Below are 20,310 nucleotides of genomic sequence, written 5' to 3'. Positions count from 1 at the left end.
CTAGTTTAAGCTAAAGGTTGTTCCGTCTTTACCATCTTTAAGCTGAATTCCCAGAGCGATAAGCTCATCTCTTATTTGGTCTGAGGTAGCAAAGTCTTTGTTGGCTCTTGCCTTATTTCTAAGTTGAATTAAGAGTTGCACGACCCCCGCTAAAGTATCCGATTTCCCTTCTTTTGATGTTGGGCTTTCCAATCCGAGAACATCGAAAATAAAATTGTCGAAAGTAGTTGTGAGAAACTTTTTATCGGCCTCAGAAATTGTCTCACTGCCATCTTTAATTAGGTTTATTTGTTTTGCGGCATCAAAAAGATGTGCAATCAAAATAGGCGTGTTAAAATCATCGTTCATGGCATCATAACACTTTTGTTGCCATGCTTTATAATCAAAAGAGCCTGGGTTTCCGGTTTCTAGATTTTCTAAAGTTTTGTAGGCTTCCATTAACCGGTAATACCCTTTTTCAGAAGCTAACAAGGCATCATTGCTTAAATCTAAAATACTAGTATAATGTGCTTGTAGCATAAAAAAGCGAACCACCGATGGCGCAAAGGCTTTGCTTAGTATGTTGTTATCGCCACTAAAAATTTCATTCGGATAAATATTATTGTCGGTAGATTTTGACATTTTTTTACCGTTTAGGGTCAGCATATTGGCATGCAACCAATAATTAACGGGCGTATGTCCATTGCTTGCCTCTGCCTGTGCTATCTCACATTCGTGATGCGGAAACTTTAAATCCATTCCACCACCGTGAATATCAAAATTCTCTCCAAGGTATTTAGTGCTCATAGCGGTACATTCTAAATGCCAGCCAGGGAAACCGTCGCCCCAAGGCGAAGGCCAGCGCATAATGTGCTGCTCCTCTGCTTTTTTCCAAAGTGCAAAATCTTGCGGATTCTTCTTATCACTTTGTGCGGTGAGCTCACGCGTGTTTGCGATCATATCCTCTAGCTTACGTCCACTAAGCTTACCATAGTCATTGGTTTCATTGAATTTGACAACATCAAAATATACAGAGCCATTTATCTCATAAGCAAAGCCTTTTGCTAGAATCTCCTTGATAATCTCTATTTGTTCAATAATGTGCCCCGTGGCAGTCGGTTCAATACTGGGGGGTAAAAAATTAAATTTTTGTAAAGTTTCATGAAAATCTACCGTGTAACGCTGCACTACTTCCATGGGCTCTATCTGCTCAAGTTTCGCTTTTTTGGCAATCTTATCCTCACCTTCGTCCGCATCATTTTCTAAATGCCCTGCATCGGTGATATTGCGAACGTATCGCACTTTATAACCAAGATGTTTAAAATAACGAAAGATCATATCGAAAGACATGAAGGTGCGGCAATTGCCTAAATGCACATTACTATAGACCGTGGGGCCACAAACATACATGCCAATGTACCCTTCTTTCAAAGGTTTGAACAGTTCTTTTTTTCCTGTAAGTGAATTATAAACTTTTAGAACTTGGCTACTGAATAATTGCATTAAAATTCGGTATCTAGGTTGATGTAATCTAAAAACTCCCTGCGCAGCGCTTCTTCTTTAAATTTACCGCCATATTCCGCAGTTACAGTACTACTTTCAATATCACGAATTCCGCGAGAGTTTACACATAAATGTTTTGCATCTATAACGCATGCTACGTCTTCGGTACCTAAAACGCTTTGTAGTTCTTTTACTATCTGAATATTCAAACGCTCTTGTACTTGAGGTCGTTTTGCAAAATAATCAACGATACGGTTCATTTTAGAAAGACCAACAACAGTGCCGGCAGAAATATAGGCTACATGAGCTCGGCCTACTATTGGCAATAAATGATGTTCGCAGGTAGAATAGAGTGTAATATTTTTTTCGACCAACATTTCGCCATATTTGTACTTATTGTCAAAAGTTGATGAATTTGGTTTTTTATCAGGATTTAATCCTCCGAAAATTTCTTTTACATACATTTTGGCGACCCTATTTGGTGTGCCGCTTAGGCTGTCGTCTGTTAAATCAAGACCTAAAGTATGCATGATGTCACTGACATTCTTCTTTATGCGCTCAATTTTTTCTTCATCGCTCAACTCGAAAGCATCTTTTCGCATGGGGGTGTCCGCAGATGAACCGACATGGTCGTTACCAACATCTTCATAGTTATCTTCCAATACTTGCTCTATTTTCATTTCACACCTAATAAAGGTTGCAAAGATATACATTAATGCAGTATTTAACATCGCTGTTCTAGCCTTTGACAACATAAATTCTTGTTAACGGTGGTAGCAAATTAAATTTGTAACACCCCAATTAATAAGTACTTATGCCTAAGCGGTATGCGTTTTTTATTTTATTGATCAGTATTGGCGGTCTTTTGAACGCCCAAGTTTCAAGCGACTGTTCAAGTGCTGTGCCCATTTGCTCGAATACCCCGGCAAATGGTGGTGCAAACGGCTTTGGTCTTGACGATTTTAACGGAGCTACGCGCAGTGGTTGTCTCGAAGCCACAACAACCGGGGCAATAGAATCGAATTCTTCTTGGTATCGATTTAGAACAAGCGCTTCTGGTCAATTAGGATTTAACATAGGTCATGATGCCCAAGAAGATTGGGATTTCGCATTATATCTGGCAGATGATTGTAATGATTTAGGAGAGCCTATCCGCTGTAATTTTTTTGATAATCGAGATGAAAATCAATTTATCGGAGTAGGAGAAGACCCGACAGGAAATACGGCATCATTACAATATGAAGATTGGGTCAATGTTGAGCCTGGTCAAAACTATTATTTGTTAATTAATAATTTTTCAAGTTCTGATTCAGGATTCTCAATTCAGTTTACAGGGGATATTTTTAATACCAACCCTACCGATGCCTTAGATTGCTCAATAATTAGTAATCTCTTAGGTGCTCCGATTGTAGCATGTGAAAATGAAACAGTGCAATTAGACGCTACAACAAGTAATGCTGCAAGTTATAGATGGTATAGAGATTTTGGTAGTGGTTTTCAATTGATACAAAACCAATCAAATTCAACTTTAACCATTAATATAGCAGCTTTGTACCGGGTTGAAGTCATAACTAGCGCAGAGACTATTATAAGTGATGTTCAGGTCGCTTTTTCTTCACGACCGGTTGCAGGGCCTTTGGTTGATGAGGTTGTTTGTGTGAGTGCAGATGTGCCTTATGACCTAGGCCAGAAAGATATGGAAGCCTTAAACGGGCAAGACGCCGATAGTTTTTTAGTTGGTTATTATAGTTCTTTGGCCGACGCTCAAATGGGTATACACGAACTGCCTAAACAATATGAAAAAACAGCAGGGGTAGAAACCATTTTCGTAAGAGTAAGTTCTTTAGAAAACCCAAATTGTTATGATGCATCTCAAAGTTTTGAATTTGAAGGTATTGCGGCTCCAATTCTTGGCCTAGATCAGCAACTATTTCTTTGCGAAGATGGCTCTACCGCCACTATTGGCCAAGCAACATCAAACCCGAATTATGTGTATTCATGGAATACGGGCCAAACAACTCCTTTTATTACCGTATCGGAACCAGGAACTTATATTCTTACCGCTACTACCTCTCAAGGTAATGTAAACTGCGTACGTACCAGAACTATCGAAGTAATCACCTCAATTTCTCCTGAAATTAGCGCTGTTGAGATTGATGGTTTTAGCATCTCTAACACAGTAACTATACTAACCGAGCTCGATGGTGATTTTGAATTTCGTTTAGATGATGGAGAATTTCAAACAGAACCGATATTTGAAGATGTATTACCTGGAAATCATACGGTTTTTATGAGAGATTTAAATGGTTGCGGCGTGGTTACCGAAGAAATAGCAGTTGTGGGGTACTTCGCTTATTTTTCCCCTAACGGAGATGGTATAAATGATAGTTGGCACATTGAGGGAATGGAGTATTTGAATGAGCCTGTGATTTCGATATACAATCGTTACGGGAAATTAATTAAACAATTAAATGCAAACGATTCCGGTTGGGACGGTACCTTTTCTGGTCAACAAATGCCGGAATCTGATTATTGGTTTAAGCTGAGTTATTTAGACGATAACGGTACTAGACTTGTGGATAAATTTTTACGGAAGAATTTCTCGTTACGACGATAAAATGGCTCGCTTTAAAATAGCTAGAATGCATTTTATCGATTAACTGTATTTTTTTTCGGTTAAAACATACTAAATGGTGCACTTTGGTAGTTATGTAAGATAACTGAAAGCATAACATTAGCCCCACACTACTATGCGAACACTATTTAGTGCTACTTGCTTTTTTTTCCTTTTTTCAATAGGATTAACTGCCCAAACCGCAAATTCTGGAGATTGCCGAACGGCCATACCCGTATGTGCCGATGGTGAACCTATTATGCCATTTGTTGATGGTAGTGGCGATATCGATGAATTTGATGCCGATGTAATACGACAAACAGGTTGTTTAGAAAAAGGTAGCGTAGCTTCCGCCAATATAGAGAACAATACCTCTTGGTTTGTTTTTAGGGCAGGCACGGACGGTCAGATAGGTTTTGACATTGAAACATTGTCCGCCACGGCAGAGTGGGATTTTGCACTTTACGGGCCTTTTGATCAAACAGATGGTCAAAATTATTGTACGATTATTGGCGACGGTACGGCACAGCCAATCCGTTGTAACTACGAAGTGAACTCCACAGGCTTTACCGGTATTGGTGTTAACCCAGGAAACGGACAAGTTGGTGCGCCCTTTGTAAAAGGAAGTCAAAATACATATGATGAGTGGCTAGATGTGGTTGCAGGAGAACTCTATTATTTATTCATAAATAACTACAACACCAATTTTGATGGTGATCCAGAACCATTTTCTTTGACCTTTACAGGTTCGTCCGTAGATGCAGATCAAGATACTGCCTTGGATTGCACCTTGAGAGATGAGTTTTTAGGATTGGACATTATTGCATGTGAAGGCGACCCAGATATCGTGTTGAACGCTAGAAATTCCCCTGCAGGACCAAATGTAAACAATGTTACTTGGTCTGTAGATACCGATGATGACGGTACCATAGATAATGCAAATCTTTTAAGTGGACCGGCCGAATTTGAGTATACGGTTACCAGTCCTAATTCGGGGCGTTATTTCGTAACAATCGAAACACCTTTTGGAGATATTGTAGATGATATTTTAATTACATTCTTCCCCTCACCAGAACTTGATGAGGTTATTATTGTTGAAGATTTAAGGGATAATCCTGAGGTGGATACCTATGACATTGAGATAACGACACTTACAACAGGTGATTATGAATATGCCATAAATGGTGGTGAGTTCCAAGATGAAGCAATATTTCTTGATGTACCCCCAGGTTTAAATACCGTAATCATAAATGATAAGAACGGCTGTGGTATGGTAGAGGAGGACTTTTTGGTAGTTGGTTATCCCAAATTTTTCAGCCCTAACGGTGATGGTATATATGATGAATGGCAGATATTAGGTATTTCGGAGTTATCAAATCCTGATGTATTCATTTTTGACCGTTACGGAAAATTGTTAAAACAAATAGATGAAAATTCACCTGGTTGGGATGGTACTTTTAATGGGCGCGCACTTCCTTCTTCCGATTACTGGTTTAAACTAGAATATGACAGAAATGACCAAGGGGTAGTAGTCGCAAGCACAACACGAAGACATTTTACGCTTTTGCGATAAAAAAAAGGCCAGCAAAGTAGCCGGCCCGTTTCAATAATCTTTCTTTAGAATTTCATTGTAAAACCTAGGCTGACGTTTGTATTGATACGATTAACCATGGCGGAATTTGATGCTCCTGAATCAAAGAAAAAAGCATTGGTATCCTGTTCCGTTCTATTATAGGCCAAGTCTAATCGGTTGGCACCAAAACTATAACCAATACCCCCAGAATATCCGGTAAGGTCCCCCAATATCAATTCATTCTCATATGGGCTTTCTTCAAAACGGTAGCCTGCTCTTAAGCTTACACGTTCAATTCTATACTCACCGCCAATTCTATAGCTATTAACGTTTCTTAGTTGCTCGGCTATTAAATCGTTTTCACCAGCAAAAGCAGGGTCAGAAGTGGGCCTCAGTTCAGCCTTCGACATATCTTGGTAGCCATAGTCGAAACTTAACAAGCCTTCTTTTCCAAATACAATCGCGGCACTACCTGTAAGTTTAGATGGTGTTTTGATATTGTAGTCAGGAAATATGCTGACTAGATTAAAATTAATTAAATCCAAATTAGGATTCGCCACCGGTGAAGTCACACTGATGCGTTGTGAAATATTGTCGGTTAGGCTATACCATGTAGGCGATTGGTAACTACCGCCGACTCTAATATTATCGTTCAATTTCGCAATAGCACCTAAACTGAACGAAAAGCCGTTTCCTTCGGTCTGTAAAAAGTTATCAAACGCTGCAAATTGTACATCAGAAGCTGAGTCATAGCCGGTTTCACTGAACGTTGTTAACTTCTCGTAAAACACGGAGTGAAAATTCAATGAAGCGCCCAAATATAGATTTTCTTGATACTGACCGGCTAAATTTAAGGTAAACTTACTGTTATAACCGCTAGTTACCTGTGTGTAGTCTTGATCTAGATTAGCATACTGCGCATTTGAAAAGTAGCCAGTATTTTCATCAACATCCTCATTTGGCTCGATCAAGCCCGATTGAAAACCTAAAAAAGCCTGTTGGGCCCCAAAACCTAATGAAGAACCGATGTCTAAATAGGCATCATCAGCTCGTTCGCCATCAAATGTTCTGAGGTTTCCAAGTTCTTGCCCTTGTGCAAAATTTAAGAAGTAATTATCTAATCCCTCTGTAGAACTTCCAGCAGCGCTGAACTGGTTATCAAAGTTTTGTACCAAGTCATAATTCACGGCTAAGGATATTTTTTTCCACGGATTGTCATCAGAAGCCTTAAATACAAATACAGCGCCTACTTGATTAATTTCAAGTGAATTTAAGTCTGTATTCAACGTTCTATTTCCATAAATAGCACTGTTGTCACGATTGTAATTGGAACCTGTGACGGTAAACTCACTAAAATTAAAAACAGCAGAACCCGCAGGATTTATGTTTAGCGATGACAAGTCACCTCCTAATGCTCCAAATGCGCCTCCCATTGCCTGAAATCTAGCGGTTCCTTGAAGATTGTCACTGCTATATCTTACTACGTCGTTTATATTTTGGGCACTCACGAAAGTGCATAGCATTCCCATGCTTAAAATAAATAGCTTTCTCATTGCTCTAAAATTTGTTTGATGAATTTAGTTTCTTCTTCCGCTGCTTCTTCCTCCTCCAGAAGATCTTCCGCCTGAAGATCTAGAACCTCCAGATGAACTTCTAAAACTTCCGCTACTGCGCGATGAGCCACCTGAACTTCTAAAACTTCCGCTGCTTCTTGAGGAGCTTCCTGAACTTCTGTATCCAGAACTTCTTGAGCTGCTACCAGAACTTCGATAGCCTGAGCTTCGCGAACTGCTTCTAGAAGAACTTCTGTAGCCGCTACTTCTTGGTGCAGTTCTTCCTGAAGATTGGTATCTTGAAGTACTTCGTCCTGTCGCTGAGCCTCTATACGAAGGGTTTCTACCCGAAGTAGAACTTCGATATCCGCTACTTCTTGGGCTTGTACTTCTGTATGTTTGATTAGAACGTGTAATACCGCTATATCTAGGTACAGATCTTGTACTACGGCTACTTCTAAAATTTCTATTTCTAGCGATAGCATCTGAACTTACAGACCTTCTAGCAGAAACATGACTTCTAGAGCTTCTTGATGTTGCCGTGTTGCTTCTTGTGACACTAGAACGACCTGAATTCGAACGATACCTGTTTGAAGAACCAGTTCTGGCACCTAAATTTGATCTTCCACGTAAAGAATTGCTAGCAACCCTGTTGTTATTGTTGTAACCTCTTCGGGTTCTATTATACGCATAGTTGTTGTAAAATCCGCGGTTGTTGAAGTTGTTGAATCTATTCCATCCATAATAACCGCCCCAGCCAAAGCCGCCATTCCAGCCCCATCCGAAGCCTCCATTCCAACCCCAGTTGTTCCAGCCCCAGTTGTTCCAGCCGAAGCCGCCGCCCCAGCCCCATCTGTTCCAACGGTTCCATCTCCATGGATTGTTCCAACCCCATCCAAATCCACCATTCCATAACCAAGGGTCGTTCCAGCCCCAACCGAAGCCTCCGCCCCAGCCCCAGTTGTTCCAACCATTATCATAGACGTTTATATTTATACTTGTAGGATTATCGCCCCAACCTGGATTTCCCTCATAATTGTTATTGTAGGCAAAATAGTCGGTTTGTTCGCCTACTTGAAGTGTATCGTTTACCCCATTACTAGTGTAACCATCAATATCTGTAAAAACCTCACTATCCAAAATTTCGGCATACTGATCTGCTCTTTGACCGAAGTATTCTCCATAGGTGTTAGTTTCCAATTCTTGGGTTCTAACCGCTTCTGGTGATCTCTTTTCTACTGCTACGGTACGATTTCCGCTGGCGTAAATACCATCATTCTCATAATAGGATGCTTGTTGGTACGAACCACAAGACGCTAGAAAGAGGACGCCTAACAATGAAGTTAGGACGAATTGAAATTTTTGGCGGGGTAAAGTATTATCCATCTTTTAAATTTTATTGTTGAACATAGTAAAAATAGTTAGTTTTACCGCTCTATTTTTCTGTTAACTTAATCACAAGTTTTGTGCCAAACTATAATTAATGAGTAAAAATTTAACAAGCAGAGCGGAAGATTATTCCAAATGGTACAACGAACTTGTTGTAAAAGCTGACCTTGCCGAAAACTCTGGCGTACGTGGCTGTATGGTCATTAAACCCTATGGTTTTGCGATATGGGAGAAAATGCAGGCCCAGTTAGATAAAATGTTCAAAGAGACGGGGCATGAAAACGCCTATTTTCCACTTTTTATACCAAAATCGTATCTCAGCAAAGAGGCAAGCCATGTAGAGGGTTTCGCAAAAGAATGCGCTGTTGTTACGCATTATAGACTTAAAAATGCCGAGGATGGAAGTGGAATTGTGGTTGATGAAGATGCAAAATTAGAGGAAGAGTTAATAATAAGACCCACTTCAGAAACTATTATCTGGGATACGTATCGCAGATGGATACAATCGTATCGTGATTTACCACTATTGATTAACCAATGGGCCAATGTTGTGCGTTGGGAAATGCGTACACGCCTCTTCTTACGTACTGCTGAATTTTTGTGGCAAGAGGGTCATACTGCACATGCGACCAAAGATGAGGCAATGCAAGAAGCTGAGCAAATGATGCATGTATATGCCGAGTTTGCGGAAGAATTTATGGCCGTCCCGGTTATTAAGGGTACAAAAACAGAGAGTGAGCGTTTTGCAGGTGCCATTGAAACATTTTGTATCGAGGCTTTAATGCAAGATGGAAAAGCACTTCAGGCAGGTACTTCTCACTTTTTAGGACAGAATTTTGCCAAGGCCTTTGATGTTAAGTTTGCGAATAAGGAAGGAAAACAAGATTATGTTTGGGCTACTTCGTGGGGAGTTTCCACACGTTTGATGGGCGCGTTGATCATGACGCATAGTGATGATAAAGGTTTGGTGCTTCCACCAAAACTAGCTCCGATTCAAGTGGTGATAGTGCCAATATACAAAGGAGAAGAGCAATTAGATGCAATATCTGAAAAAGTGAATCCTTTGGTAAAAGAACTTCGTTCTAAAGGAATTTCGGTGAAGTTCGATAGTAGAGATACACATAAGCCCGGGTTTAAGTTTAATGAATATGAGCTTAAAGGGGTGCCGGTGCGTTTGGCAATTGGTCAACGCGATATTGAAAATGGGACTTTTGAAGTTGCCAGACGCGACACTTTTGAGAAACAGTCAGTGCCAGCAAATGAGGTGGTAGAAAGGGTAGTATCACTTATGGATGAGATTCAGAAAAACATTCATAAGAAGGCTTTAGACCATAGAGCAAGTCATATCACGGAGGTTGATTCTTATGAAGAATTCAAAAAAGTTTTAGAAGAGAAAGGTGGTTTTATTTCTGCTCATTGGGATGGTACTATAGAGACCGAAGATAAAATTAAGGAAGAGACAAAGGCTACAATTCGATGTATCCCCATCATTGATGTAAAAGAAGATGTTGGAGAATGTATGGTGACAGGAAAACCTTCTCCTTATCGCGTATTGTTTGCGAAAGCATACTAAAAAATATATTTAGCTCTTGCAATAGTTAAAAATAGTTGTATTTTTGCACCCGCCTTTAGAATAAATTGATATTTTTAGGCTTGCAGCAATGCACCCACGTTCTAATTATAATGGCCCGTTCGTCTAGGGGTTAGGACGCCAGGTTTTCATCCTGGTAACAGGGGTTCGATTCCCCTACGGGCTACAAATAGTTTTAGTTTATAGGTTTGGCTTTTGTTCGAACCAAGAACTAAAACGATTTGAAATCTTAATGGCCCGTTCGTCTAGGGGTTAGGACGCCAGGTTTTCATCCTGGTAACAGGGGTTCGATTCCCCTACGGGCTACTAATAAAAACTATAAACGAGGTATAAGTTGATTTTTTTTCGATTTGTATTTCACATTTTAAATAAAAGTAATGGCAAACCATAAGTCAGCATTAAAAAGAATTAGAAGAAACGAAGCAGTACGTTTACGTAATAGATACCAGCACAAAACAGTGCGTAATGCTATCAAGAAACTTCGTAGTGAAGAAGATAAAAAGGCCGCAGAGACTTTGTTGCCATCAGTAGTTAGTATGATAGATAAATTGGCAAAACGCAATATCATTCACTCTAATAAAGCTGCTAACTTAAAAAGTAAATTGATGACAAAGGTTGCATCATTGTAACGCTTTATCATCTCAATATTTAGAGCCCTAACTACTTAGTTGGGGCTTTTTTATTGTCCATCTATTACCTAAAATCACGTCGTTTACTTTTAAGAAAACCAATACAGAAAAGCGTGTACATAATCACAATGAATACCTGCAGAATTTTTCTAAAATTATAGGTTATCCAGATTTCTGGAAATTCGAAGCCTACAAAGAATAAATGCGGAAAGACAAGGTAAAAAATAAAGAGTCCTAAACTTACCCAAAACATGAGGTTTCTTTGTTGAATTAAAGGAAAGCCTTTTGCCTTTTTATCTTTAAAGTACAATACGATGGTCAACAAAAGGGAATAGGAGGAAATTAGATCCGCAAAATATAACCCCGTATGCATGGGGTCTTGAAGTAAGGCATTTAGTATAAATGAAACCGTAGTTAGTAAACAAAGAAAAAGAATAGTCTTTTTATATTTTTTATTGAATACTAATTTCCAATACATCCAGAAAAAAAATAGAAAACTTAAAATAGAATAGATGTTATAAATTATAACATTGTGCCAGGCATATTCTTTTTCTTCAAAAAAGCTAAATTCTTCAAAGGTCAAGATAAAGTAACCTAAGGTCTCTGTGAAAAAAGTATAGGCAATAAAAATGGGAAAAAAACGCATTACCGTATCGAAATACTTTTTATAAGTAAGCATTGAGATAATCCAGGCAATAAAATATACCGGAATAAAAAAACTACTTATTAGAAATTCTATCAAATCTTTGATTTAACGAAAAGCTCTTCTCTTGCTTATAATAAAACCAGTACTAAATAAGACATACATTACAACAATCATTACTAAATGAAATTGTCTTAAAGGTATGTATAACTCAAAATAAAATTCTCGTAATATTTTCAATGGTAAATATGTGGTGTGAAATATAAGTAAACCTAAACTTACCCAAAAAAATAAGCTATATTTTATGATAGAAAATCTATTCTCTTTGAATACTCTTGAAAAATATGAAAGGGTGCAGTAAATGAGGTGGATTGTTCCAAAAATATATGCATATTTTGAAGAATTTGTTAGTGGATTTTCAGCAATAAGATTCAAAAAGTTAACTATTATGAAAAGAAAACTACCATATTTAATTATATTTTTTTGCTTTTTATCACTTGAGCTTTTCCAGTAGATATAAAAGAAAAAGAGAAAAAAACAAGGGTAATAAATATTATAAACAATGTATTGAAGATTTTTTTGTTCATAGCCAAAAACTAGTTGGATATTTTCATTTTGCCCAACCAAACTACCTAATAATTCCGAAAAAAAAGTATAAGCTATAATGATTGGGAAGTATTTTAAAAGAGTGTCAAAATACTTTCGGTAGGTAAATACTGAAATAAACCAAGTTATACCGTAAACTACAACGAAATAGTTTGTTTTAATAAAATCTAGTATAACTTGGCCCATTCTTAATTAAAATCTGTATGCGGAGGAGGTCCATTACTACCATCGTTTAATATTAAACTTTGGTCTTGATAAAGGCTCAAGTTCATAGAGGGTAAGAAACCAGCCTTAGACTTTTGATCTATGCCTTGTCCACCATCTGAGTTTTCTGGCCAGTAATTACGAATAAGTTTGGCTTTGCCATCAGCTCCTATATAAAAACCTCCATGTTCACCATCTATCGTTGCCGTTGGTAAAATAAATACGGTATTTCTATTGGGGTCTTTACCATCTTTGCCATAGTTGCCCAAATAAATACGAAGACTATCTGGTCTTACTTTAGCTTTTCGCGCTTTTTTTTCCACGTACTTGATATACTTCTTCATAGTCCGTAAATCAAATTCGATAAACTGGGTAGGAATGAACGTTTTTTCCGGGTTTTGGGCCATTTCAAACTCCAAAATTGGCTTTGCTCTTCGAGTTTCATAGTTTTCGCATAGCTCTTTAGCTTCCCCAAGAGTAATAATACCATCAGGCGCTTTTGTTACCTCGGGTTCTTCATGTTTAGGATCTTCGTTACCCTCTTTTGTTTTTTCTTGGCAAGATATAAGTGCTAAAAATAAAAGAGCGCAAAATACCAAAGCCCATTTTTGAGTTGTTTTCATAATTGCTTGGTTAAATGTTTATATTAAGCCGGGGAAACTTACCTTAAAGATATAGGTTTTTCTTTAAAGAGAAATCAAGAAAAAACCCTATTGACATCAGGCCAATAGGGTTAGTTAAATTATTTTGAAATTGAGTTCTAGTTGTTCATGGTGAGTAAGAACTCCTCATTGTTTTTAGTTTGTTTAAAACGTTGCTCAATAAACTCCATTGCTTCCACAGGGTTCATATCCGCAAGGTATTTGCGCATGATCCACATACGTTGAATTGTAGCTTCGTCTAAAAGTAAATCGTCTCTACGAGTACTGGAAGAAGTAAGATCAATGGCAGGGAAAATTCTTCTATTAGAAATTTTGCGATCTAACTGAAGTTCCATGTTACCTGTACCTTTGAATTCTTCAAAGATAACTTCATCCATTTTAGAGCCAGTTTCAGTTAAAGCAGTAGCAATAATTGATAGAGATCCACCATTTTCTATATTACGGGCAGCCCCAAAGAAACGTTTCGGTTTGTGCAGCGCATTTGCATCTACACCACCACTTAATACCTTACCAGAAGCTGGTTGTACCGTGTTGTATGCTCGTGCCAAACGCGTAATGGAATCTAAAAGAATTACTACATCATGGCCACATTCTACCAAACGCTTTGCTTTTTCAAGAACAATGTTGGCAACACGAACGTGTTCTGTCGCTTCTTTATCAAAAGTAGATGCCACTACTTCGCCTCGCACATTACGTTGCATGTCGGTAACCTCTTCGGGCCTTTCATCGATCAACAATATAATCTGATAAACTTCTGGGTGATTGGCCGCAATGCCGTTGGCAATGTCTTTTAACAACATTGTTTTACCGGTTTTGGGCTGAGAAACGATCATACCACGTTGTCCTTTTCCGATAGGTGAGAACAAATCGATGATTCTTGTTGAAATAGAAGCCTGACGTTCCGCTAGTTTAAATCTCTCTTGAGGGAACAATGGTGTCAAATGCTCAAAAGAAACACGGTCGCGAACAACTTTTGGATCAATACCATTAATTTTGCTTACCTTAATCAGTGGAAAATACTTTTCACCTTCCTTCGGTGGTCTTACATTTCCTAAAACGGTATCCCCAGTTTTTAATCCGAATAGACGAATCTGAGATTGCGATACATAAATATCATCTGGTGATGATAAATAGTTGTAATCCGATGATCTTAAAAAACCATATCCATCTTGCATGATATCAAGAACACCTTCGCTTTCAATGATACTATCGAATTCAAATTCTGGTTCTTTGTATCTGTTTTTTAAATCTTTATCAAAATTGCTGCTCTTTTTCTCGTGCTGTGGCCTAGGGTTAGGCTTGCGATTTTGATTTTTGTGTTGTGGATTGGGTTTGTGTTGTTCCCTTTTTTGATTGGGATTATTTTTTTGTGGCTCTCGTTTTTCTTGAGAAACCTCTGTATTATCTGAACTAGGGTTGTCTGTTTTAACAGCTTCTTTTGCTTTGGTCTCGGTTTTTTCAACTGGCTTTTTTGCCTGTCGAGGTCTTGGTCTCGGTTTTGGTTTTTCTTCTTTAGTATCTGAAGAAGGGGCAGCTTGGGCTACAGCTTTTGGGTTAGATGCTTGTACATCTAAAATTTGGTAGACCAAATCCAGTTTTTTGGTGGTCTTGAATTTAGGAATATTTAATCCCTTTGCTATTTCCTGTAATTCAGGAAGCTTTTTTGCTTTTAGATCTGAAATCTCGAACATTAAGTAATCAATAAGTTAAACTTGTTATCTAATTTTGAAGTAAATTGTTATTGGAATATTACAATTAGGAAAGATGTTCCCGGGTAAGTATACTTGATAATAACAGTACAATGATACAAATTATTTTTAAAGAAGGACTGTTATTTATCGAAAAGACACGTATTTTTGCCCTTCAGAAACTGAAATAAGCAATGATTCAGAGAATTCAGACGTTATATTTGCTGTTTGTGGCGCTTTTGGCAGGTGTTGTGCCGTTTTTTTTAAACCTGTGGGTAGAAACTGAAAACGGTGAAATTTTTGCTAAAAACGATATGTTGATTTCTATTGCCTTTTATGCAATTTCGCTAATGGCAATCATAGCTATATTTCTTTTTAAGAAAAGACAAAATCAATTTGTACTGAACAGATTGAATATGATATTAAATCTTTTTTTACTAGGATTTTTCGTTTACCGGTCGCTAAATTTATCCGGAGAGACGGCGGTCTCTGAGAAGGGTATTGGGATGCTGATTCCTGTATTTTCTATCGTTTTTCTAGTTCTGGCCAACAGAGCTATCAAAAAGGATGAAGATCTTGTAAAATCTGTTGATCGTTTGCGTTAAACCTAACATCTTAGTAGTATTAGTGCGTAAAAACCCCGATGGTAACATCGGGGTTTTTTGCTTAAATATTATAAGGTAATCGGAGCTTAGGACCAAATTTAATCGGCAGAAGCCATTAAATTTTCTACTGTGAAACCATTGTCAAAAGAAATGTTGGTAAGTGTTTGAACAAGATTAGGAGCTTTTGCATAGCCATTCTCGCTAGGCATATAATAACTGCGTTTGGTCGCTATCATTTGACCTTCAACATCTTTATATTCATAATCTGCAATTATTAAAGGTTCGTTGACACCCATAAAAGGGAGTGAAAAATAAAAACGGTCTATTAATTTGGTTTCGGGGTTTACATAAAGCACATAGCTGTCGTTTTGAGTTTTACCTGTAATCTCTGGGTCATAGGTCACGTTTAATTTATCATATGTTGTACCGTTTAACGCTTCTTGACCTAAATAGGTAGTAATTGTACCCTCGTCATTTAATTTGTAGGGCATTACAAACCAGAAATAATTGGCTTTTCTTAAAAAATCGCCTACCACATTTGCTTGCTGGTCTTCTGTTACGGTACCATCGACTAGAACCATGGTTTCTTTACCGTCTAAACATTGTGTTACTTCACCTGAGACACCTGGTATTACATTGATTTCGTGCTTGGTGTAATGTCCGTAAGAAGCCTCAGAACTAAAAATATAGCGTTCGGTAGAAATATCCGTTTTATTCGCATCTGTGCTGTGGTAGTTGTATGTGTATTGCACATCTTTCTTTTTCCAGAGGTCTCCCCAACCACCATGGGCATATTCAATGGCGGCCAATATGCTTTGTGGGTCGGCCGTGGTATATTCAGGGGCAGTCTTTGTTTCGACGATAGCTTCAACTTTTTCACTGGTTTTCTTTGCTTTTTCTGAGCACGAAGCAAGCATAAAAAGAAAAGCAATTGCAATAAATCTTAAATTTTGTGTTTTCATGTTTTGTCTAAAATTGTTTGACATCTTAGACGACAAAATTGTCTTTTCTTACAAAAGGGTATTACAATTTATAAACGAATTCTTTGCCCGAATTGCGCGATGTGAAAACCTTGATTTAAGACTGTAGATGTTTGCCTACTTTCTTCATTTAGAACAGGATTTGTGTGATTAAAGTGGATGAAATGGATTTTATCTTTTTCCGCTTTTGAAAGCTTTTTAAAAAGCTCTAAACTTTCGATAATAAAAGGGTGCGGAATTTCCGATATATCACGATTGTTCAGTTCCGCTCCATCATAAAAGGTAGCATCCAAAAACGCAAAATCGACATCTTTGATTTCGTCGATAATATTTATGTCCCATTTAGACCATTTGTTAATATCCGGAATAAAAAGAATGGATTTATTAGGGCCAATAATTTTGTAACCCACCGTCTCAGAAAATTCATCTCTGTGGGGCACCAAGAATGGAATTACCGTAACATTTGAAGTTAACTTCACTTCTTCGTTGTGCTGTAGCCCTTTTAGTTCGATGTTCTCTAAGTTTATCAACTGGCTCCACGGGCCATTATTTTCGATAAATGACTTCATCTTTGGCATGGCATATACAGGAACATTTTGAGCGCCGAGGGCTTCCCTTCCTAAATACATTAAGCCAGTATAATGCCCAATATGGGCATGTGTAATAAAAATACCCGATGGTGTTTCTGAAGCAATTTGAGCGTGCTCTTTCAATAATTTCAACTGCGCTGGCATATCTGGGGTCGCCTCAAATAAATAGGTATTCTCATGCTCATGGTCAATTAACCCCAAAGAGACGACCTTTCTATTAAAATCTGGATTTTGAAACAGCTTAGAACAGCATGTTTTTTTGCACCCTATATGAGGGCTGCCAGCATCTTGGATAGTGCCTAAAACCAAGACGGTCACCGTTGATTCAGAGATGGCAGTAGTCTGCCCGTTACAGGCACAAAGCATCAAAAAATATAAAAGTGTCAGTAGTTTTCTCATACCTATCTGCTGCCTAATTCAATGACTTCTAGGTCACTTATTTTTTTTTCATCAATGATGAACCTTAGCATCGTACGAACCTGGTGAAAACCGTATTTTCCACAAGCACCGGGGTTCATATGGAGCAAATCGAGCTTTTTGTCGTTCATCACCTTAAGAATATGAGAGTGCCCGCAAATGAAGAGCTTTGGAGGGTTCTTTCTAATCTCTTCCCGAACACGGGTGTTGTACTTAGTTGGGTAGCCACCAATATGGGTTATCCAAACGTCAACGCCCTCACAAAAAAAACGATTATTTTCAGAAAATTCTTTTTGAATGATATGATCGTCAATATTACCATACACTCCACGAACCGGTTTCACGCTTTTTAAAGTGTCCGTGACTTCTAAGCTGCCGATATCCCCGGCATGCCAAATTTCGTCGGCCTGTCTGGCATATTTTAAGATATCATTATCCATATGGCCGTGGGTGTCTGAAAGCAATAGAATTCGTTTCATAACGCTAAAAATATGCTAAAAAGACTTGGTATTATCTGCCATGCGACAGATTCAAGTATCTTTGTTGTGCTAAAAATAGCTGTTTGCCTTGAGATATTTTATCCAATTCTCTTATTTCGGAAAAGCTTATCATGGTTGGCAAAGACAGCCCAACGCCATTACGGTGCAGCAAGTGTTAGAAGAGTCGCTTTCTATGCTTTTGCGAGCAAAAGTTGATATAGTAGGTGCTGGCAGAACAGATGCTGGGGTTCATGCAAAGGAGATGTTCGGTCATTTTGATTTTTCTGAAATAGAAAACAGGGCTGATTTAGTAAATAGGGTAAATAGTTATCTGCCCGCGGATATTGCCATTACAGATATTTTTCGAGTAGCTAATAGTTCTCATGCTAGATTTGATGCAATTGAACGTACTTACGAATATTGGATTACCCAAGAGAAGAATCCCTTTTATATTGAAAGCAGTCATTTTATATGGTCGACCTTAGATGTTGATGCAATGAATAGGGCTGCTGAAATTTTAATGGAGTATAAAGATTTTGAATGTTTTTCAAAATCACATACCGATGTAAAAACCTTTATTTGTAAATTAAAGAAGGCAGTTTGGGAGAAAAAGGGGGATAAGTTGGTGTTTACAATTACGGCGGATAGATTTTTAAGAAATATGGTACGCGCAATAGTGGGTACCCTTTTAGAAGTAGGCCTAAAAAAAATAGAGCCAGAAGGCGTCAGAGCAATAATCGAAAGCAAAGATAGAAGCCAGGCAGGGGCTTCAGTGCCTGCAAAAGGGCTATATTTGACCAAGGTTTTATATCCAGAAAATAGAACTAAATGAGCCAAGATAAAGAAACCGGAAAAGCATTTGATTTTAGATTGTTCAGGCGTGTCTTTCAGCACACGAGACCTTATAGAATTACTTTTTATGGGGTTGCTTTCATTGCAATTCTACTTTCGGCCTTTTCAGTATTTACGCCACTTATTATTGGCGACGTCGTTGATAACGCAATAACCAATAGAGATTCTGAGCGGCTTCTATTTTTAGTAATGGCAATGTTGGGGGTGCTTATTGGTGAAGTTACCTGTCAATTGCTGTTTACCTATTATGCCAATCTTTTGGGCGAATCTGTTATTAAGGATATAAGAATACGTTTGTTTGAAAAAATAATGGGTTTTAAAATGACCTATTTTGATAACTCTTCCATAGGTATTTTAGTAACAAGGGCCGTTGCGGACATGCAGCGTATAGGGGAAATTTTTAGTCAAGGTTTTTTTGTTATCGTAGCCGACCTTTTAAAAATGCTTGTTGTAGCCATAATTATGCTAGTGATGAATTGGAAACTGGCACTAATTGTTTTCGCAATTCTTCCACTTATTCTATATGCGACCCGATTATTTCAAAAAGCGATGAAATCTGCTTTTATAGAAGTGAGGGCACAAGTATCCAATTTAAATTCTTTTGTACAAGAACGTATTGCGGGCATGAAAATCGTGCAATTGTTCAACAGAGAAGAAATTGAGAAAGAAAAGTTTAGGGAGATTAACGAAAAACATCAAAACGCATGGTTACGAACGGTATGGTATAATTCTATATTCTTTGCAGTAGCGGAATTATTGGGTGCGGTTAGTATTGGTCTCATCGTATGGTTCGGAGGGCTTCAAAATGTCACCGGAATTAACGCGGAGGAGTATGGCGATATTTTTACTTTTATCCTTTTTTCAGGCATGCTTTTTAGGCCATTGCGCCATATTGCTGATAAATTCAATACACTTCAAATGGGTATGGTGGCCGCAAATAGGGTTTTTAACATTCTAGACACTGAAAGTAGAATTTCAAATGAAGGAACGCTTGAAAAGGAAAGCATGAAAGGTGATATTAAATTTTCTGACGTACGTTTTGGGTATATTGAAGACGAGGAAGTACTTCATGGAATTTCCTTTGAAGTTAAAGCAGGGGAAACCATAGCCATAGTTGGTTCCACCGGTGCCGGAAAGTCTACCATTATAAATCTTTTAAACCGTTTCTATGAAATAAACTCAGGAACAATTCTAATAGATGATATCAATATTCAAGAATATTCCCTGGAGTCACTTCGTTCACATATCGCGGTTGTGTTGCAAGATGTTTTTCTTTTTGCAGATACCATCGCAAACAATATATCCTTAAAAGATGAAACCATAGACGTTAATGATATTGAAGCTGCCGCAAAGCAGATTGGAGTTCATGAATTTATTTCTAGTCTGCCAGGTGCTTATGAATACAACGTGAAAGAACGTGGAACAATGCTTTCTAGTGGACAAAGACAGCTAATAGCTTTTTTAAGGGCTTATGTAAGTAATCCTAGTGTTTTGGTATTGGATGAAGCGACATCTTCTATAGATACGTATTCTGAACAACTCATACAACAGGCAACAGAAAAGATAACCGAAGGAAGAACTTCCATAATTATCGCGCACCGTTTGGCAACGATCAAAAAGGCGGATAAAATTTTGGTTATGGATGCAGGGCAAATCGTTGAAAGTGGCACGCATAAAGAACTTCTTGAAAAAGGAGGTTATTATAGCGATTTATATGAAGCTCAATTTTTAGCTGAGGAAGAGGTCGCTTGAT

18 protein-coding genes and 2 tRNA genes are annotated in these 20,310 nt (G+C 38.0%); 9 read left to right on the top strand and 11 right to left on the bottom strand.

The window, feature by feature from the left end:
- Positions 1-1,482 (bottom strand): cysteine--tRNA ligase, encoded by a 1,482-nt coding sequence (cysS, locus tag ACZ1GR_RS05830; protein ID WP_472611265.1) that lies wholly within the window; start codon positions 1,480-1,482, stop codon positions 1-3.
- Positions 1,482-2,162, bottom strand: a complete 681-nt coding sequence (gene folE, locus ACZ1GR_RS05825) for a GTP cyclohydrolase I FolE (RefSeq protein WP_377765556.1) — start codon at positions 2,160-2,162, stop codon at positions 1,482-1,484. Before folE ends, cysS begins: the two co-directional genes overlap by 1 nt.
- Positions 2,163-2,296: 134 nt before the next feature.
- Between folE and ACZ1GR_RS05820 the strand changes: the two genes are divergently transcribed.
- Both ACZ1GR_RS05820 and ACZ1GR_RS05815 read left to right on the top strand, forming a co-directional pair.
- A complete protein-coding gene (locus tag ACZ1GR_RS05820; protein ID WP_472611264.1) occupies positions 2,297-4,099 on the top strand; it encodes a T9SS type B sorting domain-containing protein in 1,803 nt (600 codons plus the stop codon).
- Positions 4,100-4,232: 133 nt separating this feature from the next.
- Complete coding sequence (locus ACZ1GR_RS05815; RefSeq protein ID WP_472611263.1) at positions 4,233-5,669, top strand: T9SS type B sorting domain-containing protein; 1,437 nt, start codon at positions 4,233-4,235, stop codon at positions 5,667-5,669.
- Positions 5,670-5,713: 44 nt separating this feature from the next.
- On the opposite strand, the gene ACZ1GR_RS05810 is transcribed toward ACZ1GR_RS05815, so the two are convergent.
- Positions 5,714-7,222, bottom strand: coding sequence for an OmpP1/FadL family transporter (locus ACZ1GR_RS05810; RefSeq protein ID WP_472611262.1), 1,509 nt, complete (start codon positions 7,220-7,222; stop codon positions 5,714-5,716).
- Between the two features lie 24 nt (positions 7,223-7,246).
- Positions 7,247-8,608: a hypothetical protein gene (locus ACZ1GR_RS05805; protein ID WP_472611261.1), complete on the bottom strand. Its 1,362-nt coding sequence runs from the start codon at positions 8,606-8,608 to the stop codon at positions 7,247-7,249.
- Between the two features lie 97 nt (positions 8,609-8,705).
- On the opposite strand from ACZ1GR_RS05805, the gene proS reads away from it, so the two are divergent.
- The 4 genes from proS to rpsT all read left to right on the top strand — a co-directional run bounded on the left by proS (position 8,706) and on the right by rpsT (position 10,831).
- The gene (gene proS, locus ACZ1GR_RS05800; RefSeq protein WP_472611260.1) at positions 8,706-10,184 is read left to right on the top strand and encodes a proline--tRNA ligase; all 1,479 of its coding nucleotides are present in this window, start codon (positions 8,706-8,708) and stop codon (positions 10,182-10,184) included.
- A 112-nt stretch (positions 10,185-10,296) separates the two neighbouring features.
- Positions 10,297-10,368: transfer RNA gene (locus ACZ1GR_RS05795), tRNA-Glu, on the top strand.
- A 68-nt stretch (positions 10,369-10,436) separates the two neighbouring features.
- A tRNA-Glu gene (locus ACZ1GR_RS05790) sits at positions 10,437-10,508 on the top strand.
- A gap of 71 nt (positions 10,509-10,579) precedes the next feature.
- The gene (gene rpsT, locus ACZ1GR_RS05785; protein WP_472611259.1) at positions 10,580-10,831 is read left to right on the top strand and encodes a 30S ribosomal protein S20; all 252 of its coding nucleotides are present in this window, start codon (positions 10,580-10,582) and stop codon (positions 10,829-10,831) included.
- A gap of 64 nt (positions 10,832-10,895) precedes the next feature.
- Here rpsT and ACZ1GR_RS05780 read toward each other — a convergent pair whose 3' ends face one another.
- From ACZ1GR_RS05780 to rho, 4 genes are all read right to left on the bottom strand, one after another.
- The gene (locus tag ACZ1GR_RS05780) at positions 10,896-11,573 is read right to left on the bottom strand and encodes a hypothetical protein (RefSeq protein WP_472611258.1); all 678 of its coding nucleotides are present in this window, start codon (positions 11,571-11,573) and stop codon (positions 10,896-10,898) included.
- A gap of 9 nt (positions 11,574-11,582) precedes the next feature.
- Complete coding sequence (locus tag ACZ1GR_RS05775; RefSeq protein ID WP_472611257.1) at positions 11,583-12,266, bottom strand: hypothetical protein; 684 nt, start codon at positions 12,264-12,266, stop codon at positions 11,583-11,585.
- A gap of 2 nt (positions 12,267-12,268) precedes the next feature.
- Positions 12,269-12,907, bottom strand: coding sequence for a hypothetical protein (locus tag ACZ1GR_RS05770; RefSeq protein WP_472611256.1), 639 nt, complete (start codon positions 12,905-12,907; stop codon positions 12,269-12,271).
- 137 nt (positions 12,908-13,044) lie between these two features.
- Positions 13,045-14,637: a transcription termination factor Rho gene (rho, locus tag ACZ1GR_RS05765; protein WP_472611255.1), complete on the bottom strand. Its 1,593-nt coding sequence runs from the start codon at positions 14,635-14,637 to the stop codon at positions 13,045-13,047.
- 191 nt (positions 14,638-14,828) lie between these two features.
- Between rho and ACZ1GR_RS05760 the strand changes: the two genes are divergently transcribed.
- Entirely contained in the window at positions 14,829-15,239 is a 411-nt protein-coding gene (locus ACZ1GR_RS05760; protein ID WP_472611254.1) for a DUF4293 domain-containing protein, read from the top strand.
- A gap of 98 nt (positions 15,240-15,337) precedes the next feature.
- Here ACZ1GR_RS05760 and ACZ1GR_RS05755 read toward each other — a convergent pair whose 3' ends face one another.
- From ACZ1GR_RS05755 to ACZ1GR_RS05745, 3 genes are all read right to left on the bottom strand, one after another.
- A complete protein-coding gene (locus ACZ1GR_RS05755) occupies positions 15,338-16,201 on the bottom strand; it encodes a DUF6503 family protein (RefSeq protein ID WP_472611253.1) in 864 nt (287 codons plus the stop codon).
- Between the two features lie 68 nt (positions 16,202-16,269).
- Positions 16,270-17,208: an MBL fold metallo-hydrolase gene (locus ACZ1GR_RS05750; protein ID WP_472611252.1), complete on the bottom strand. Its 939-nt coding sequence runs from the start codon at positions 17,206-17,208 to the stop codon at positions 16,270-16,272.
- Positions 17,209-17,210: 2 nt separating this feature from the next.
- On the bottom strand, positions 17,211-17,705 hold the full coding sequence (locus ACZ1GR_RS05745) for a metallophosphoesterase family protein (RefSeq protein ID WP_472611251.1): 495 nt from the start codon (positions 17,703-17,705) through the stop codon (positions 17,211-17,213).
- Positions 17,706-17,793: 88 nt separating this feature from the next.
- Between ACZ1GR_RS05745 and truA the strand changes: the two genes are divergently transcribed.
- On the top strand, positions 17,794-18,537 hold the full coding sequence (gene truA / locus ACZ1GR_RS05740; RefSeq protein WP_472611250.1) for a tRNA pseudouridine(38-40) synthase TruA: 744 nt from the start codon (positions 17,794-17,796) through the stop codon (positions 18,535-18,537).
- Positions 18,534-20,309, top strand: coding sequence for an ABC transporter ATP-binding protein (locus ACZ1GR_RS05735; protein ID WP_472611249.1), 1,776 nt, complete (start codon positions 18,534-18,536; stop codon positions 20,307-20,309). Before truA ends, ACZ1GR_RS05735 begins: the two co-directional genes overlap by 4 nt.
- Position 20,310 lies beyond the last annotated feature (1 nt).

The sequence above is a fragment of the Croceitalea sp. W27 genome, from assembly GCF_055693185.1.
Note: the sequence above shows the minus strand (reverse complement) of the source record. Positions and strands in the feature narration are given on the sequence as shown.

What these genes read in the sequence shown, in the direction of transcription:
- rho (WP_472611255.1), bottom strand. Translation starts at nt 14,637, where the DNA reads ATGTTCGAGATTTCAGATCTAAAAGCAAAAAAGCTTCCTGAATTACAG.
- ACZ1GR_RS05805 (WP_472611261.1), bottom strand. Translation starts at nt 8,608, where the DNA reads ATGGATAATACTTTACCCCGCCAAAAATTTCAATTCGTCCTAACTTCA.
- ACZ1GR_RS05810 (WP_472611262.1), bottom strand. Translation starts at nt 7,222, where the DNA reads ATGAGAAAGCTATTTATTTTAAGCATGGGAATGCTATGCACTTTCGTG.
- folE (WP_377765556.1), bottom strand. Translation starts at nt 2,162, where the DNA reads ATGAAAATAGAGCAAGTATTGGAAGATAACTATGAAGATGTTGGTAAC.
- ACZ1GR_RS05755 (WP_472611253.1), bottom strand. Translation starts at nt 16,201, where the DNA reads ATGAAAACACAAAATTTAAGATTTATTGCAATTGCTTTTCTTTTTATG.
- ACZ1GR_RS05775 (WP_472611257.1), bottom strand. Translation starts at nt 12,266, where the DNA reads ATGGGCCAAGTTATACTAGATTTTATTAAAACAAACTATTTCGTTGTA.
- rpsT (WP_472611259.1), top strand. Translation starts at nt 10,580, where the DNA reads ATGGCAAACCATAAGTCAGCATTAAAAAGAATTAGAAGAAACGAAGCA.
- ACZ1GR_RS05820 (WP_472611264.1), top strand. Translation starts at nt 2,297, where the DNA reads ATGCCTAAGCGGTATGCGTTTTTTATTTTATTGATCAGTATTGGCGGT.
- ACZ1GR_RS05815 (WP_472611263.1), top strand. Translation starts at nt 4,233, where the DNA reads ATGCGAACACTATTTAGTGCTACTTGCTTTTTTTTCCTTTTTTCAATA.
- cysS (WP_472611265.1), bottom strand. Translation starts at nt 1,482, where the DNA reads ATGCAATTATTCAGTAGCCAAGTTCTAAAAGTTTATAATTCACTTACA.
- proS (WP_472611260.1), top strand. Translation starts at nt 8,706, where the DNA reads ATGAGTAAAAATTTAACAAGCAGAGCGGAAGATTATTCCAAATGGTAC.
- ACZ1GR_RS05745 (WP_472611251.1), bottom strand. Translation starts at nt 17,705, where the DNA reads ATGAAACGAATTCTATTGCTTTCAGACACCCACGGCCATATGGATAAT.
- ACZ1GR_RS05735 (WP_472611249.1), top strand. Translation starts at nt 18,534, where the DNA reads ATGAGCCAAGATAAAGAAACCGGAAAAGCATTTGATTTTAGATTGTTC.
- ACZ1GR_RS05760 (WP_472611254.1), top strand. Translation starts at nt 14,829, where the DNA reads ATGATTCAGAGAATTCAGACGTTATATTTGCTGTTTGTGGCGCTTTTG.
- ACZ1GR_RS05770 (WP_472611256.1), bottom strand. Translation starts at nt 12,907, where the DNA reads ATGAAAACAACTCAAAAATGGGCTTTGGTATTTTGCGCTCTTTTATTT.
- ACZ1GR_RS05750 (WP_472611252.1), bottom strand. Translation starts at nt 17,208, where the DNA reads ATGAGAAAACTACTGACACTTTTATATTTTTTGATGCTTTGTGCCTGT.